The sequence below is a fragment of the Pseudovibrio sp. Ad26 genome, from assembly GCF_001623285.1.
GTDB lineage: Bacteria > Pseudomonadota > Alphaproteobacteria > Rhizobiales > Stappiaceae > Pseudovibrio > Pseudovibrio ascidiaceicola.
On sequence record NZ_LMCE01000049.1, the window covers coordinates 370,265 to 385,271 of the forward strand.

12 protein-coding genes are annotated in these 15,007 nt (G+C 53.6%); 5 read left to right on the top strand and 7 right to left on the bottom strand.

All coding sequences use genetic code 11. The annotated features are described in order from the left end of the window. Window positions 1-126 precede the first annotated feature (126 nt). A complete protein-coding gene (locus PsAD26_RS10715; RefSeq protein ID WP_208985623.1) occupies window positions 127-1,401 on the top strand; it encodes an amidase family protein in 1,275 nt (424 codons plus the stop codon). Between the two features lie 70 nt (window positions 1,402-1,471). Here PsAD26_RS10715 and PsAD26_RS10720 read toward each other — a convergent pair whose 3' ends face one another. Both PsAD26_RS10720 and PsAD26_RS10725 read right to left on the bottom strand, forming a co-directional pair. Then, the gene (locus PsAD26_RS10720) at window positions 1,472-2,956 is read right to left on the bottom strand and encodes a metallophosphoesterase (protein WP_063301962.1); all 1,485 of its coding nucleotides are present in this window, start codon (window positions 2,954-2,956) and stop codon (window positions 1,472-1,474) included. A gap of 174 nt (window positions 2,957-3,130) precedes the next feature. Beyond that, window positions 3,131-3,499 (bottom strand): VOC family protein, encoded by a 369-nt coding sequence (locus PsAD26_RS10725; protein WP_063288009.1) that lies wholly within the window; start codon window positions 3,497-3,499, stop codon window positions 3,131-3,133. Window positions 3,500-3,612: 113 nt separating this feature from the next. Between PsAD26_RS10725 and PsAD26_RS10730 the strand changes: the two genes are divergently transcribed. From PsAD26_RS10730 to PsAD26_RS10740, 3 genes are all read left to right on the top strand, one after another. Further along, window positions 3,613-4,323 (top strand): WYL domain-containing protein, encoded by a 711-nt coding sequence (locus PsAD26_RS10730; protein WP_063301963.1) that lies wholly within the window; start codon window positions 3,613-3,615, stop codon window positions 4,321-4,323. Window positions 4,324-4,541: 218 nt separating this feature from the next. Beyond that, entirely contained in the window at window positions 4,542-5,495 is a 954-nt protein-coding gene (locus PsAD26_RS10735) for a TAXI family TRAP transporter solute-binding subunit (RefSeq protein ID WP_063301964.1), read from the top strand. A 69-nt stretch (window positions 5,496-5,564) separates the two neighbouring features. Next, window positions 5,565-7,322 carry a TRAP transporter fused permease subunit gene (locus PsAD26_RS10740; protein ID WP_063302000.1) on the top strand — a complete coding sequence of 586 codons (1,758 nt, stop codon included), beginning with the start codon at window positions 5,565-5,567 and terminating at the stop codon, window positions 7,320-7,322. Between the two features lie 75 nt (window positions 7,323-7,397). Here PsAD26_RS10740 and PsAD26_RS10745 read toward each other — a convergent pair whose 3' ends face one another. Genes PsAD26_RS10745 through PsAD26_RS10760 form a run of 4 tightly spaced genes read right to left on the bottom strand, consistent with a single transcriptional unit; the run spans window position 7,398 to window position 12,568 of the window. Next, on the bottom strand, window positions 7,398-8,219 hold the full coding sequence (locus tag PsAD26_RS10745; protein WP_063310378.1) for an inositol monophosphatase: 822 nt from the start codon (window positions 8,217-8,219) through the stop codon (window positions 7,398-7,400). Continuing rightward, on the bottom strand, window positions 8,216-9,277 hold the full coding sequence (locus PsAD26_RS10750; RefSeq protein WP_063301966.1) for an ABC transporter ATP-binding protein: 1,062 nt from the start codon (window positions 9,275-9,277) through the stop codon (window positions 8,216-8,218). The genes PsAD26_RS10745 and PsAD26_RS10750 overlap by 4 nt, the downstream gene beginning before the upstream one ends. Beyond that, window positions 9,274-11,484: an iron ABC transporter permease gene (locus PsAD26_RS10755; protein WP_193758280.1), complete on the bottom strand. Its 2,211-nt coding sequence runs from the start codon at window positions 11,482-11,484 to the stop codon at window positions 9,274-9,276. Before PsAD26_RS10755 ends, PsAD26_RS10750 begins: the two co-directional genes overlap by 4 nt. 58 nt (window positions 11,485-11,542) lie before the next feature. Further along, entirely contained in the window at window positions 11,543-12,568 is a 1,026-nt protein-coding gene (locus tag PsAD26_RS10760) for an ABC transporter substrate-binding protein (RefSeq protein ID WP_063310379.1), read from the bottom strand. Between the two features lie 152 nt (window positions 12,569-12,720). On the opposite strand from PsAD26_RS10760, the gene PsAD26_RS10765 reads away from it, so the two are divergent. After that, entirely contained in the window at window positions 12,721-13,749 is a 1,029-nt protein-coding gene (locus PsAD26_RS10765; RefSeq protein ID WP_063310380.1) for a LacI family DNA-binding transcriptional regulator, read from the top strand. A 7-nt stretch (window positions 13,750-13,756) separates the two neighbouring features. On the opposite strand, the gene PsAD26_RS10770 is transcribed toward PsAD26_RS10765, so the two are convergent. Next, entirely contained in the window at window positions 13,757-14,770 is a 1,014-nt protein-coding gene (locus PsAD26_RS10770; RefSeq protein ID WP_208985624.1) for an NAD-dependent epimerase/dehydratase family protein, read from the bottom strand. Window positions 14,771-15,007: the final 237 nt, after the last annotated feature.

Genomic DNA, 15,007 nt, shown 5'->3' on the forward strand with positions numbered 1-15,007 from the left:
TTTTGTGGTTGAGGAACCGACTCCCGCGTTTGTAACATGTGATCGGTTCTCCCACATTCCAGCTTTGACACCTTGGAATTGCTGGTTTTAGTATGGGTGGGGTGATTGGTTGGATGGAGCTCTGGGATGGTGGATATCGGTGATCTTGCGGGGCTTTGGGAGAGGCTTGGGGGGGAGGAACTCCGGGGTATCTTTATTGGGCTCAATCGGGAACAGGTTGAGGAGTTGGTTGCGGCGGCGGATGTGCGGCGTGGTGCAGGCCAGTCGTTGAGTTCCATAGATGGACAGCTTGTTGCGATTAAAGGGAATATTGCTCTGCAAGGGCGGGCAACGACTGCTGGCTCTGCTGTTTATTGCACGCAGGTTGAGGCTGAGAATGCAGCGGTTGTGCAGCGGGTGATTGAAGCAGGGGGCATTCCCATCGGGCCCGCAAACATGACCGAGTTTGCGTTTTCTGGTATCGGGCTCAACCCCCATTATGGCAATGCGCCCAATGGGTTGGATGCGGCGTTAATTCCAGGTGGCTCGTCCTCTGGCAGTGCAGCGGCGATTTCCAACGGCATTTGTGATCTGGCGATTGGCAGTGACACCTCTGGCTCAACACGTGTGCCGGCTGCGTTCCAGGGCATTTGCGGGTACCGGGCGACCATGGGGCGGTATCCTATGGAAGGTGTTGTGCCGCTTGGGGCGAGCCTTGATGTGTTGGGACCTATGGCGCGAACGGTTGACGGCATCTGCGCGCTTGATGCGGTGATGGCTGGCAAAACCTTGCCTGAAAACAAGGGTGTAGAGGAACGAGCATTCCGTCTTGTTGTTCCGGTTCTGGAAGGCCTTGGCATTTCCGCTGAGATTATGGAGATGTTTGAGCATTGCGTTGATACGCTTGTTGCAGCTGGTATCCATATCGTCCGACGTGATTTGCGACCAATTTTGAAATCGCACCTGCTGTTTGCGGAGCACGGCACACTGGTCAGCGTTGAAGCGCGGGACCAGATCTCTCAGTTCGTCGATTTAGGTGATACAAAGATCGATCCTCAGATCAAAGCCCGGCTGGAACATGCCATGCCCATGACGCCAAAGAAGCTGGCTTACCTGAGGCGCCAACGAGCCGTGCTTCAGTCAGAGGTGGAAGCGCAGCTGAAAGATGATTTGCTACTGATGCCGACTGTTCCTGACCTGCCACCTCTCATTTCTGAGGTTGAGGAAAGCATTGAGGCGTTCCAGCAGGCGAACGCTCAGGCTTTGCGGCTGACCATGATCACCGCCTTCCTGAACATGCCATCGCTCACTCTGCCGGTTGATCCGAGCAAGCCATCTCACAGCATTTCCATCTGTGGTGCTGCGGTCCATGATGAGCAGGTGCTGGCGGCAGGGCGCGCAGTGGAGCACGTGCTGAGATAGCATTCAATCAATGAGCCTCCATGCTCACGCAGGCTGCTTTCCCACCTGAACATGGAGGCTGATACTACATTTATACTGTTGTTTTCTGATGCGATGACTTCCAGACCTCGACGGGCTCTTCTGAACCATCAGAGACTTCGTAGAAGCGCTCTTTAATCTGCCCATCAAGAGACAGTGTAATGACAGCGAACCCGTTGCGAACCCGAGGTTCCTTATTTTTCAATGGCGTATGCGAGTAGTAATCTATGTTTGGTTTGCCATCCAGACCGGAGGGAGCTCCATTCGGGATCGCTGCATTTCCAGAGCATCTTACTTTCGCAAACCGTCCATCAGGACCTTTCGCAGCTGGCAGCTGGTCGCCGTAGACAACACCCAGATGAACATGACCCCAGTACCAATAGTCTGGCGTGCCGCCCAGATCTGCAAGAGTTTCATCCCACAGTGGTTCTCTTGTAAGGCCATCAAAGCTGATCGGATTATGATGGGTCAGGAGAATGACATCCTTGCCTTTTCTACCTCCAACGACTTGCTGTAACCAGTCTTTTTGGACGCTCGATTTACTGCCGCCCAAGGTGCCGTCCATGAAGAGTGTTGAGGCGGACGAGTAGTAGGCGCTGTCGAGGCCCAGCATCATCCAGTCGCCAAACTTTAGCGCAAAGAAACTGGCTTTCTGCTGCTCGTTGAAAGGCGTGTTTGCAGGCGTCAAAGCGATCTTAAAGTAACCGTTCGCTCCATCATACATTTCGTGGTTGGAATTGAGTGTGAAGGACGTTCCGGCCATTTTGCCACCAGCAAAGCGGTCTGCGGGCCACATCTGGAGGAGGTTATCGTTCTCTTCACTGGATTCCGTGCCAGCGTAATAAACATCCCCGAGATGGATAATGTAGTCAGGATTATCAATCGTAGCGCTCTTGCTGATCGCATCCATCACGGCCTTGGCGGGGCCGCCGTCGCTGGTGTAATCTCCAGTCCCCCAATCTCCAAGGATCGCGATGCTCACCTCGTTTTGAGAGGTCCCCGCCGCCAAATCGATGACGCCTGCTGGTGCGGTGTTGAAGGGCGCCTTTTTATTCGGGAAGAGACTGTAGTAAATCACATAGACAAGGCAGACGGCCCACCCAACATCGGCCATCTCATATTTGCCGAAGCCCAAAATTGAGCCGTCTGACATGACAATACCGCCAAGGTCGATTTGCTGTTTGATGGTGCTGTAATCATCCAGCAGAGGTGCCTTTAGCTGTCCGCCTGTTTCCCACTCCAGAAACTCTTTTACGACTGCAAACACATCCTCGTAATCTTCGGGTGGATTGAAGGTCCAGAAGAGGGAAAGGCCGAACTCAATATTACCTCCATCTAGGTCGATTTGAGGTGGTGCAGATTTCAAAATGCCCTGCTTGTTAAGCTCGCCAAACAGCATTCGCTCGCTGGCTTGCAAGGCTTGGTTCAGGCTAGGCCCTGCGACGACTTTCGGCTTTGTATCGGTCGTTTTCAGATGTTGCAGTTGCTCTCTGATTTGGTTGATCTTGTTTTGCAGATCGGCGTTTGGCGTGTTCATATTATCCCCCAACTGAAGCTGATAGGTGCAGCGATCTCGCGTCGAAACCGCTGCACATGAGCATCATTCCCGCAGGCATTAGGCGACCTATGTATAAAGGTTGCAATACCTGCATTCTCACAGCTCATGACCGCTTCTGGGGGATGAAGACAGTCTGAGCAATGGGTTAGGTGCTCAGCTCATAGCCTCTGTGAAGAAGATGAGTTTGTTGTGGTCGAGATCTCTTACATAAGCTGAAATGTAAGGACCTCGCTGGTTTGGGTCGCCCTCATTGGTGCCGCCTAGGTCGATGGCAAGTTTGTGGAGCCTTTTGACCTCTTCGACAGTGTCGACGCCAAAGCCAACCATTGCACCATTTCCATGCGTTGCAGGCTTCCCATCAATGGGCAAGGCAGTCGCAAATGCAAAATTTTCATTTTGCCAATAGGTCAGCCTTTCATTGGCCGCAACTTGCTTCGGTCCGCCTTGCTCGAAGAGTGAGTCATAGAACTTGGCGGAGGCTTCTCTGTTGTTTGTTCCGACAGTGAAATAGCCAATTTTCATCGTGTGATCTCCATGTGTTGAACTCGGGTCACCTCGGTTGTATTGACAAATAGGACATTTAATGTCCTATTTTTTCTATGGCGCGCACAAATTCAAATGGCAGATTAAGACGGATGGAATTGCTGGCTGTTCAGCTGAAGCAGGAAGAGCTTTGCACAGTCAAAGATCTGGCCCTTCAGCATGATGTCAGCGAACGCACGATCACTCGGGACCTTCAGCTGATGCGCGAGCAGGGCCTGCCTATTGATGCTGATCGTGGTCGCGGTGGTGGTGTCCGCCTTGATCGTAACTGGGGTGTTGGGCGCATGAACCTAGCGTACCCGGAAGCGGTCGATCTGCTGATCAGCATCGCGGTCTCAGAGCAAATGGACTCGCCCATGTTTCTGGCGAGCCTCGGTTCCGTTCGCCGACAACTGGTGGCGTCGTTCTCACCGGAAAAGCGGCATAAGGTAAACCGCCTGAAGTCTCGTATTCTGATTGGGTCCACCGCCTCCACTTATGTGCAGCGGACGATCAATGCGCCTCCCAAAGATGTCGTGCAGGCGCTGCATCAGGCCTTCATTGATCAGGTGATGCTCACAATCGGATATAAGCGTGAGGACGGTGCAAGTTCCGAACGGCGGATCGAGCCTCACTACCTCATGTTGAATTATCCTGTTTGGTACGTGATCGCATTTGATCATCTGCGCAATGCGCCGCGCACATTTCGGTGTGATCGAATTCTGACGGCGGAGATGACGGCGGAGATGACGGCGGATCATTTCCGACTGCTACCGAAGGAAGAGTTTCAGGAGACTTTAGACAAAAACGGCCTTCTGATATGATCGCACGACAAACACTCATTTCAACGCATGCAAAACGCGAGTAACGCAGATTTCACGTAAAAAACGCAAAATCGCGCAAGCTGTTCGTTCTGTCATGCATTCATGAGAAAATTTCCGCCTCAGATCAGCGGTAAGCTGATCCCCCTACTTGAAACACCTCACATACTCGATAAAATCTCTCAGCAATTTTAAGTATTTGTCGTTCCAGAGGATGATCCATGAAACTATTACACTCATGCGTGGCTGCTGCAGCTCTTGTTGCGTTTTCGTTTAGCGCGCAGGCGGAAACCCGCGTCACTTATAAATCAGCGAAAACCTCATCCTCCTATTACCAGATGGCAGTACAGATTGCGGAAGCAATGAAAGAAGCCTCAGGTGGAGATATCATTGTAACCGTTGAAGAAAGTCAGGGTTCTGTTCAGAACGTGATGGAATCTGCGGTGCGCCCGGGCAACTACGTTTTCACCACACCGCCAGTGTTGGTGAAACTCGCCAAAGGCGGGAAGGCGATGTTCGAGAAGCGGGCAAATCCCAAGTTTGGTGAAATCCGTGCACTGTTCCCAATCCCGTCATTGACCATGCACTTTGTTGTTGGTGAAGACAGCGGCATTGAGAGCTTTGCGGACATGAAGGGTAAGAAAATCCTCATCGGCAAAGGCTCCTTTGGTGCGCGTGAAGGCGCTAAGTACCTGAAACTGTTTGGCCTTGAAGGTGAAGTAGAGCTGGCAGATGTAGAGCTTTCCAACGCTGTGCCTGCGCTGAAGAATGGTCAGATTGATGGTTTCGTGACCGCCGGATCTTACCCGGCGCCAAACGTGATTGAGGCTGCTGCTGGTACCGGTGTAGATGTTCTGTCTCTTTCTGATGATCAGATCGCCCAGACCAAGCGCACCAAACTGGTGATCCCAGCTGGCACTTACGCAGGTCAAGACGCTGACATTACAACAACTTCTCTGCCAGTTGTAGCTTACACGACAACGCAGATGGATGATGCAACCGCGTACGCGCTGACCAAAAGCTTCTGGGACCAGAAGGAAAAAATGGGCAAGGGCGCAGCATGGTGGAACGGCGTGAGCAAAGATCTGCTCGGCAACATCAGCGGCAAAATCCATCCGGGCGCACTGAAGTTTTATGATGAAGTTGGGTACACAATCACCGACGCGCAGCGCTAAGCCAACGATTTAACACACTTGCTTGGGCCCGGAGTGATCTTCGGGCCTTTCTCTTCCTGGGCTGTTTCATTGAATAAAATTCATCGTTACATCTGGCTCGTTCTCGGCGCGGCCACTGTTCTGTTTCATCTTGGGCTGATCTTTTCTGGTCTGGTTCCCAATCTGGTCAGCCGTCCGCTGCACATGGCTCTCGCGCTGCCTTGGGCGCTCATCCTGATGGCGCGTAATCCCCTTGAGAAGGTGACGGGTTATGTACTCACAGTCTTTGGCGTTTTCGCTGCTGGCTGGATTGCATGGAACCACTCAGACCTGTCGGATCAATATGGCTATCTTATTGATGATTTTCAGCTTTATCTGGCATTCGGTCTGCTGATCACGGTGCTAGAAATGGCGCGCAGAGCCATCGGCTGGCCGCTGCCGCTGGTGGCTTTGATTGCTCTGGCCTATGGCATGTTTGGGCAACATATCCCCGGTGAGTTTGGCTATGCTGGTGTTCCGCTGGAAAGTTTTCTCGGCACCATGACCATTGCTGAAGGGGGATTATGGGGCAAGCTGACGGGAGTATCTGTTGGTGTTGTCGCGATCTTCGTCATTTTCGGTGCATTTTTGAATGCCGGTGAAGCAGGCGCTGGTTTCATGAATGTGGCTGCCGCCGCCGCAGGTAAGCTGAAAGGCGGAACGGCGAAAGTCTCAGTGATTTCATCGGCTTTGTTCGGTTCCATCTCTGGTTCTGCTTCCGCCAACGTAGCCTCTACCGGGGCGATTACGCTGCCCGCCATGACCAAACTGGGCTACCCGCGTGCACTTGCCGCCGCCGTGGAAGCTGTCGCCTCCTCAGGGGGACAAATCATGCCACCGCTGATGGGAGCGGGCGCTTTTGTCATGGTGGAACTAACCGGCGTTCCCTACACCGGCATCATGGCCGCTGCGATTTTGCCCGCATTTCTGTACTTTTTCGCGGTCTGGATGGGCATCAATGCCTTCGCGCGGCGCTATGAGCTGAAGGGATTGGCGGCGGAAGACCAGCCGGATACGCGCTCAGTTATCATCACATCGCTGTTCTTCCTCGTGCCGTTTACGGTGCTGCTCTGGGCGATGTTTGTGCTGGGTTATACCCCTCAATACGCAGCGTGTCTGGCGATTATGGCAGCGGTTGTGTTGTTGCTGATCGACAAGAACTTTAAGGTAGACCTGCGGAAAATCGGTGGGCGCTTCGAGCAAGCGCTGATGAACTCCGGCAAACAGGTGGCAATGATCGCGTCGATTATTCTCTGTGCCTCCATCATCATCGGCACGCTTGGGGTGACAGGCCTTGGGGTGAAGATCACCTCACTTATCCTCTCCGGTTCTGGCGGCATGTTGTGGCCAGCTTTGCTGCTGACGGCTCTGGCTTGCATGGTTCTGGGCATGGAAGTGCCAACAACTGCAGCCTATGTGATCTGCGTTTCTGTTGCTGGGCCAGCGCTTATTGATATTGGGCTGGAACCGCTTCAGGCACACCTGTTCGTGTTCTGGTTCGCGCTGCTCTCCACCATTACTCCCCCTGTTTGCGGAGCGGTGTTTATCGCTGCGGGAATGGTAAATGAGAACTGGTTGAAGGTCGCTCTGTTCGCTATGGCGCTGGGTATTGGTCTTTACCTTATCCCGTTGGGAATGATAGCAAATCCGACGCTGATCACGCTTGTGAGTTCGCCTGTTTGGTCGTTGTTGGCAACAGTCAAGGTGGGGCTCGCGCTCTCCGCTATTTCCTACGGAGTCATCGCACCGTTCTCACCACTTATCCGCGGTGGCCTGATCGCGGGCGGTGGTGTTCTGCTCTTCATCTGAGTGCAAAAAAAACAGGCGCTGCTCTGGGTGAACAGCGCCTGCAAGTATGATCTAACCCGTTGTCTACTCGGGAGACTAGGCAAACTGGGTTAGATTTGTGAGGTCCAAAACCTCATCGAACACCTGCGGAGCAGCGCCCAAAACAGGATACGGGGCACTTGGGTTCTCAGCCATCGGAAATGGGAGAATTTTCCCGCCAGCTTCAGTGATAAGGCAGTATGCAGCCATGCAGTCCCAGGCAGACATGCGCGGCTCAACGTAGCCAACCAAGCGCCCCGCAGCGACCCATGCCAACATCAATGCACCTGAGCCATAACGAGTGTAGCTCACGCCTGCGGACATCAGGTCTTCGAACATTTTACCGACCTGCGCAGGAGCAACACGATCATTCGCGCCAACGCCCAGCATGCCGGTCTGCAGGTTAAATCGTTCGGTCACCCGAACAGAGGAACCGTTGAGTGTGGTGCCTTTACCGCGCAGGGCAGCAAAGCGTTCTTTGAGGACCGGAACATCAATGATACCGATGGCAGCACCGTCTTTGTCGGTTACGGCAATGCACACGCACCACCCTGGTAAGCCATTGAGAAACGGGGCAGTTCCGTCAATTGGGTCAATGACCCAAGTGTAACCGGTTGTCCCTTCCACAAAGCCAAATTCCTCTCCAAGCAACGCATCCTCAGGGAAGTGTTTGGCGATCAGGCTGCGGATTTTTTGCTCCACGGCTTTGTCGGCTTCAGAAACGACATCCTGCGGATGCCGTTTTGTGTCGATGTTTAAATCATCACGATTGGCGAAGTGCTCAAGAGCGAGCGCTGCCGCTTCATCGGCCATCTTTTGGGCCGCGTTGAAACGTTGCTCTAACTGGGCAGCTTGGTCCAGAACTGTTTCGGTGGTCATTTTTTACCACCAATCAGTGCGAGACCGCGTGCGTCAAAGTCGATGCCAACAGAGGTTCCGTTTTCCAGCAGTTCATCAGTGTGGTTGTCTATGACGAACAGCAAGCCAAGGTCGCTCATCACTTCGTATTGGAAGTGATCTCCAAGATAAGCTGCGCTTTTGATCTTGCCGGCCGGTCCACCATTCACATCTCTGCTGAGCTTGATGGAGTTGGCACGCGCTGCCAATTTACCCTTACCAATGCTGTGGTTACGGCTGCGCAAGTCAAAGCCTTTGCCGCCAATTTGAACGTTTGCGGTCTCTGCATTTACTCCGCTGATGTCACAGTCGAGGATGTTTGCTTCGCCGATGAAGTCCGCGATGAACTCGGAAGCCGGGCTCTCATAAAGCTCATAGGGCGTGCCATCCTGCTCAATGAGGCCATCACGCATCACAACAATGCGGTCGGAAACTGCGAGCGCTTCTTCCTGGTCGTGGGTGACGTAAACTGCAGTGAAATCAAGGCGTTGCTGGATTTCACGGATTTCAGTACGCACCAGACGACGCAGGCGGGCGTCCAGGTTGGAGAGCGGCTCATCAAGCAGAAGAACCTGAGGCTCCAGAACCAGTGCACGGGCGACAGCTACACGCTGCTGCTGACCACCGGACAACTCGGAGGGAAGACGCGGTGCTTTTTCGCGCAGGCCGACAAGGTCGAGACCTTTCAGAGCCAGATCTTCTGCGTCTTTGAAACCACTGGATTCCAAGCCGTATTTCACGTTCTCAAGCACGCTCATGTGCGGGAACAGGGCATAAGACTGGAACACCATGGACACGTCACGCTCGTTCGGTGGAAGACGGGTGACATCATCTCCACCAATCATGATGCGGCCAGATGTTGGGGTCTCCAACCCTGCGATCATACGCAGGGTTGTCGTCTTGCCACACCCAGATGGCCCCAGCAGGGTAACCAGCTGACCCGGCTCGATCGTAAGATTGAGGTTCGGGATTGCAGTAAAGTCGCCGTAGTTTTTGCCGGTATTTTCGAAGCGGACCTGACCAAATTTAGAATGTGTCATGCTGCGGCTTCCTTCAGTTTACCCTGAGCAGGAGATTTTTGAGTGTTTTCTGGACGACGGAGTTTTCGCTCACCAACCAGTAGCTGGAAGCCAAGAATGACGGTGATCATCACGAAGATGAGGACGGAGCTGTAGGCAATCGCCACGCCGTATTCGCCGTTTTCAACCAGACCGACCACATAGGCCGTCGCCATGTTGTACTTCGCGCTCACAAGGAAGATGACCGCAGAGATGGATGTGATGGCACGCACGAAGCTGTAGACCAGTGCCGCCTGAATGGCTGGACGCAGCAGCGGCAGGATCACTTTCTTCAGTGTCCGCGCGCTGTTTGCACCCAGTGTTAGGGAAGCTTCATCCAGGTTCTTATCCAGCTGAGACATGGCCGCCACACCGCCGCGCACACCCACTGGCATATTGCGGAACACGAAGCAGAAGATCAGGATCAGAGCGGTACCCGTCATCTGCAATGGTGGCAGGTTGAATGCCAGAATGTAGCTGATGCCGATCACGGTGCCCGGAATTGCAAAGCTCATCATCAGGCCGAATTCAAAGGCAGATTTGCCCGGGAAGTCCTGACGAACGATGAGCCATGCGGATAGGATGCCAACTGCAGCAGTCAATGGGGCTGCGGCTAGAGCGATCCACATTGTGGTCCAGAAGCTGTTCCACGCAACGCCGGTAAAGGCAAAGCCGTTTTCAAACGAGATGGAGAACGCAGTGATGTAGTGCGCCAGCGTGACACTGTGGTCCAGACCCCAGACTTTCACGAAGCCACCGAACAGGATCAAGCCGTAAACAGCAACGGTGAACAAGCTCCAGAGGGTAACAATGGTGCCGACCGGGATTGCAATACGCCGTGGCAGTTTTGCGTAGCGGCCACCATCACCCTTACCGGTTACAGTCGCGAAGTTCCGCTTACCAAGCCACATCCGCTGCGCAAAGAAGGCAGAGAGTGTGAAGCCGAGAAGGATCATCGCCAGAACTGCTGCACGGGATGGATCACTCTGTGCACCAACAACCGCGAAGAAGATCTCTGTCGAGAGCACGCCGCCGTTACCACCCAGAACCATCGGGTTGCCGAAGTCAGCCATGGACTCGATGAAGCCGATCAGGAAGGCGTTTGCCAGACCCGGTGCCATCAGAGGCAATGACACTTTGCGGAAGGTTCTCCAGCGGCCAGAACGCATGGTCTGACTTGCCTCTTCCAGCGACGGGCTGATGCCTTCAACAACGCCAACCAGCACGAGGAAGGAAATTGGTGTGAAGCTGAGCATCTGTGCAATCCAGATCCCTGGAAGACCGTAGATCCAGCGGCCCAGCTCAAGACCTGTTGCAGCTTCAATGGCCTCGGTGACAAAGCCTGTACGGCCCAGCATCAGGGTCAGAGAAAGACCAATCACGAAGGGAGGCGTGATGATTGGCAGGATGCTCAAGGTGCGCAGGCTTTTGCGGAATGGCATCTGCGTGCGGGTTACGATCAGCGCAAACGCAAGGCCCAGGAGGGTGGAGCCTGCCGCTGTTGCAATCGCGAGGAACATGGTGCGCCATGCAATGCCGCAACTTCCGCCAACCAGACAGTTCAGCTTCCAGATTTGCGGATCGGTGATGTTCCGCATGACACCATCAGTGGTGAAGTTGCCGCGGAAATCCTGAAACGCGCCAGCGAACATGGATAGGATTGGGTAGAATACAAAGGTCGCTACAAGCAGGATCAAAAGCGAGACAGCGGTTAGTACAATCGCGTCGCCTTTGAGAGCGCCCTTTTCAGCCAGGCCAAATGAAATGAAAGTGGTGAACGTGAGTGCGAGCAACACGGCACCGGCGCCAAACGCGGGCTGACCATCTACGCGGCCGAATGTTGCTTCCAGCAGGCTCCAATTCCAGCTTCTTAGGCCAATGGAAAGGCCTTCCAGCACCATCCAGAACAAGCCAAGAGCACCGATAATGGCAATCAGTTTGCCACGATGACCCGGCTCAGACTTCAGGCGCAGGTATCCGGCAGCACCAACAAGAGCAAACACGGGGAGCAGTTGCAGCTTTCCAAGGAAGAGCTGGAAAAAGCCCGGCCAATAACGCTCTTTGCTCAGTAGATCCAAGACCCATTCGCCGCCAAAAAAGCCGCTGCGAATGTGGAACCAAGGCAATATAAACAACCCAAGGACGCCGCATATAAGTGCGAGGTCCAGCCGACGATTTTCATTTGTCATTTGGAAAAACCAGATTTTTTGGGGAAACGGGGCGAGCGTTAACTCGCCCCGATCTCAATCAGTTTGCAGCAGCGCCAACTTCCATGTCCCAGCGTGCCAGCAGGTTTCTGCGGCGGTCACTGCTTCCATATTCTGCGAAATCGTAGTCGATGAGACGTACGTTCTCGAGCTTAGGAGCAGCTTCTGGCTGGGTAGAACCCTTGTTGGATGGAATCTGGTAGGAACCAGTTTCCGCCATCAGGTTCTGTGCTTCTGGGGTTAGCACCCAATCGTAGAACACTTTTGCAGTGTCTGGGTTTGGCGCACCGTCAATGAGAGACATTGAACCGATTTCATAACCGGTGCCTTCACATGGAGCGACAACCTCGATTGGGAAGCCTGCTTCAGCCTGTTTCACTGCATCGTGCATGAACACGATACCGAGACCTGCTTCACCGCGGGCCGCTGCCTTAACAGGAGCGGAACCGGACTTGGTGTACTGCGATACGTTCTTGCCCAGAGCCAACAGGTATTCGAAGGCTTCTTCTTCACCCATCAACTGAACGAGAGTAGCAAGTGCGGTGTATGCTGTGCCTGAAGAGTTTGGATCTGCAATAGAGATTTCGCCCTTCAACGCAGGATTTAGCAGGTCAGACCAGCATTTAGGGCCTTCGATGCCCTTTTCCGCGAGGATCTCTTTGTTGTAGCCCCAGCCTAGTGCGCCAGAGTACACGCCTACAGTGCGGTAGTTGGAAGTTTCAGCCTGAGCAACAGCCCATGGCAGAAGTTCTTCCAGCATTGGCGACTTATAAGCGACAGAGAGCTGATCGTTTGCTGCCTGCAGATGCGGATCTCCGGTTCCACCCCACCATACGTCCGTCTGCGGGTTGCGAGCTTCTGCACGGATCTTTGCATAAGCTTCGCCTGAAGAAAGGCGGATCATGCTGACGTCAGCACCCGACTTTTCTTCAAACTTTGCTGCGAGCTTTTCGCACAGAGCGTTGTCAGCGGAGCAGATGACATTGAGTTCATCTGCAGACGCCGCGCTTGCACCAGCACCCACAATGAGGGTTGCACCCAACAAAGCTGTCTTAATGGATTTCATGTTTACTCCTCCCAAACACGTTGTGTACACGTGTACATAATATAGTCGGCTAAATTTTTGCAATGTCAACTTTATTCCAAGAAAGACTAATTTATTTTCTAGATATTTCCTGATATGCAGATGCAAACGTGTACAATAATCAGCGAAATTTGATGTCGGAAAAAGTGTCTTTAAGAAAGCAGCAGGTCAGGGCTGAGGACGTCGCGCGCCACGCTGGCGTGTCCCGTGTTTCTGTCTCCAGAACCTTTACTCCGGGGGCCAGTGTTTCCGACGCGACGCGTGCTAAAGTATTGAAATCCGCAGAAATACTAGGGTACCGCGTCAACCGCCTTGCGAGCAGTCTCAACCGCTCTGAAAGTGGTATTGTGGCTCTAGTTGCTGCTGAGATTGATACGCCGCATCGCTCTGCGATGATCGCCGAACTCTCTGACAGGTTACAGGCCGCTGGTAAGGTAACAATGCTTATCAACACCAGTGGATATGAGGAGCGTGTGAAGGATGCGTTGCTTCAGGCCATCAGTTTTCGCACAGAAGCGGCGATTATTTTGTCAGGTGCGCCCGATCCTTCCTTAGCCGACACATGTTTTAGCAATGGCATGAAGCTGGTTTTGATCAATCGTGAGGAAGATTTCCCGGGTTCTCTACAGATTGGGCCGGATAACAGGGCAGCAGGCAAGACCGCACTGAAGGCTCTTTTGCGTGCGGGATGCAAGCGAATCGCCCTCGCAAACTCCGCAAATGCCACCTGGAGCATTGTGGAGCGACAGAAGGGTTTCATAGCCGCAGCTGAAGAAGCCGGGGTTGATGTTTTGTGTGAGGTGGATGGTTTCACATCCTATCAGGCAGGTCTGGAACTGGGGACGGCACTGCTTGATCGTGAAGACCGCCCGGATGGCATTTTCTGCACCACAGACCTGATTGCGTGCGGCGTCATTGATGCGGCGCGCCAGAGGTTTGGTCTGCGCACACCGGATGATCTTTCAGTCATTGGCTTTGATAATATTCAGCAGGCCGAGTGGGAAGGATATGACCTGACCACCTTTGCACAGCCAACAGATCTGATCATCGACAAGTGCCTGGAATGGTGCACCACTGAGCAGCCGTCCAGTGAAACGGTGAAGCTGCCTGCCAAGTTTGTGTGGCGTAACAGCGTGCAAAAAGCGCGCGTGCCGATGAGATAACTGAGGATCAGGCTTGAGGAACGAGCCTGACCTGCTCATAGGCCTCATAAAAATCGGCAAACATCTCCTGAATGCCTTGTATCGGAACGCCGAGACTGTCGCGCTTGCTGAAGTCAAAGCGCGTTGGCGGTTCCGGATCTCTGCCAAGTGGGGCAGGCAGCGCCTCCAGCGGAACATACTCAGCAATCTCCTGATAAATCCGACGCCAACTCCAACTGCCGCTCACAGCAAAGTAGCGTCCGGAGGCCTCTGCCTGTTCCAATGCAGCCAATGACATCTTTGCAAGATCCTGCGGGGAGGTGAGGGACATGGATCCGGCTGGAACTGTGCTGTGCCAACCCGTTTTGCCGTGCCGCAGTTTTGCAAGAAAGCTGAGGACATGACCTTTCAAATGCGACTGCAGGAGAGGGGCACCCACCATCATGCTTGGTAAAAAGGTGCAAAGCTTCATGCCATGTTGCGCGGTAAACTCTTCTGCTGCAGCTTCCATTACAGTCTTTTGTGCCTGTGCGTATTTCTTTTGTTGGATCTGCATCTCGGCATCTGAAATGTCCTTGTCCTCCTGCTTTTCAAAGGAGGGAGTAGCAGGTTCTGCGGAGGCGGTGCTGGAACAGAGCGCTGCTGTTTTAACGCCTTGCCGATGTGCTGCTTTCAGGATGTTCAGGCAGGCTTGTTCTGCAGGTTGGATGATCTCTTTCAAGCCGCGCTCGCGATCCAGCTCCGCAGCAGGCGTCCCGTCTACGCCGTGTTTGTTCGTTGGAATGCAGGCGATGAAGACAGCCTTCGCTTGTGTCATCGCCGCATCGAACCTTTCAGAGTTGGCTGTATCTGCTGAAAACAGATGCAGCCTTTCTGCCGCGCCGGGCAACCGCATCAAGCCACTGACTTTATCGAGCTGGGAAATATCGCGCATGGTGCCGTTGACGCGATAGCCGCGTGCCAGGGCTTCTTTGACCATGTAAGCCCCAGCCAGTCCGCTGGCTCCTGCAACGCAAATGGTTTTGACTTCAGCACCCCTCATCAATCCCTCCAGTTCCAGCAGCCTGATGGCTTATCTGAATGGAACCATGCCAGCAGTACATTCTCATTGCACATCGGAAGTTCTGAGGCGGCCTATCAGCAAACCTGAGGCCTCGCCCTCAGCAAACCTGAGGAGAGCATTTCAAAGAAACAATTGGAATATGAGGCATGATTTGAGGTCATCTGGCGACCAGAAAAAGACACCGCGCGATGAGCTGGCCAAGGTGCACTCACCAAC

Coding starts and splice junctions, on each gene's coding strand:
- PsAD26_RS10715 (WP_208985623.1), top strand. CDS start 127: ATGGTGGATATCGGTGATCTTGCGGGGCTTTGGGAGAGGCTTGGGGGG.
- PsAD26_RS10720 (WP_063301962.1), bottom strand. CDS start 2,956: ATGAACACGCCAAACGCCGATCTGCAAAACAAGATCAACCAAATCAGA.
- PsAD26_RS10725 (WP_063288009.1), bottom strand. CDS start 3,499: ATGAAAATTGGCTATTTCACTGTCGGAACAAACAACAGAGAAGCCTCC.
- PsAD26_RS10730 (WP_063301963.1), top strand. CDS start 3,613: ATGGAATTGCTGGCTGTTCAGCTGAAGCAGGAAGAGCTTTGCACAGTC.
- PsAD26_RS10735 (WP_063301964.1), top strand. CDS start 4,542: ATGAAACTATTACACTCATGCGTGGCTGCTGCAGCTCTTGTTGCGTTT.
- PsAD26_RS10745 (WP_063310378.1), bottom strand. CDS start 8,219: ATGACCACCGAAACAGTTCTGGACCAAGCTGCCCAGTTAGAGCAACGT.
- PsAD26_RS10750 (WP_063301966.1), bottom strand. CDS start 9,277: ATGACACATTCTAAATTTGGTCAGGTCCGCTTCGAAAATACCGGCAAA.
- PsAD26_RS10755 (WP_193758280.1), bottom strand. CDS start 11,484: ATGACAAATGAAAATCGTCGGCTGGACCTCGCACTTATATGCGGCGTC.
- PsAD26_RS10760 (WP_063310379.1), bottom strand. CDS start 12,568: ATGAAATCCATTAAGACAGCTTTGTTGGGTGCAACCCTCATTGTGGGT.
- PsAD26_RS10765 (WP_063310380.1), top strand. CDS start 12,721: ATGTCGGAAAAAGTGTCTTTAAGAAAGCAGCAGGTCAGGGCTGAGGAC.
- PsAD26_RS10770 (WP_208985624.1), bottom strand. CDS start 14,770: ATGAGGGGTGCTGAAGTCAAAACCATTTGCGTTGCAGGAGCCAGCGGA.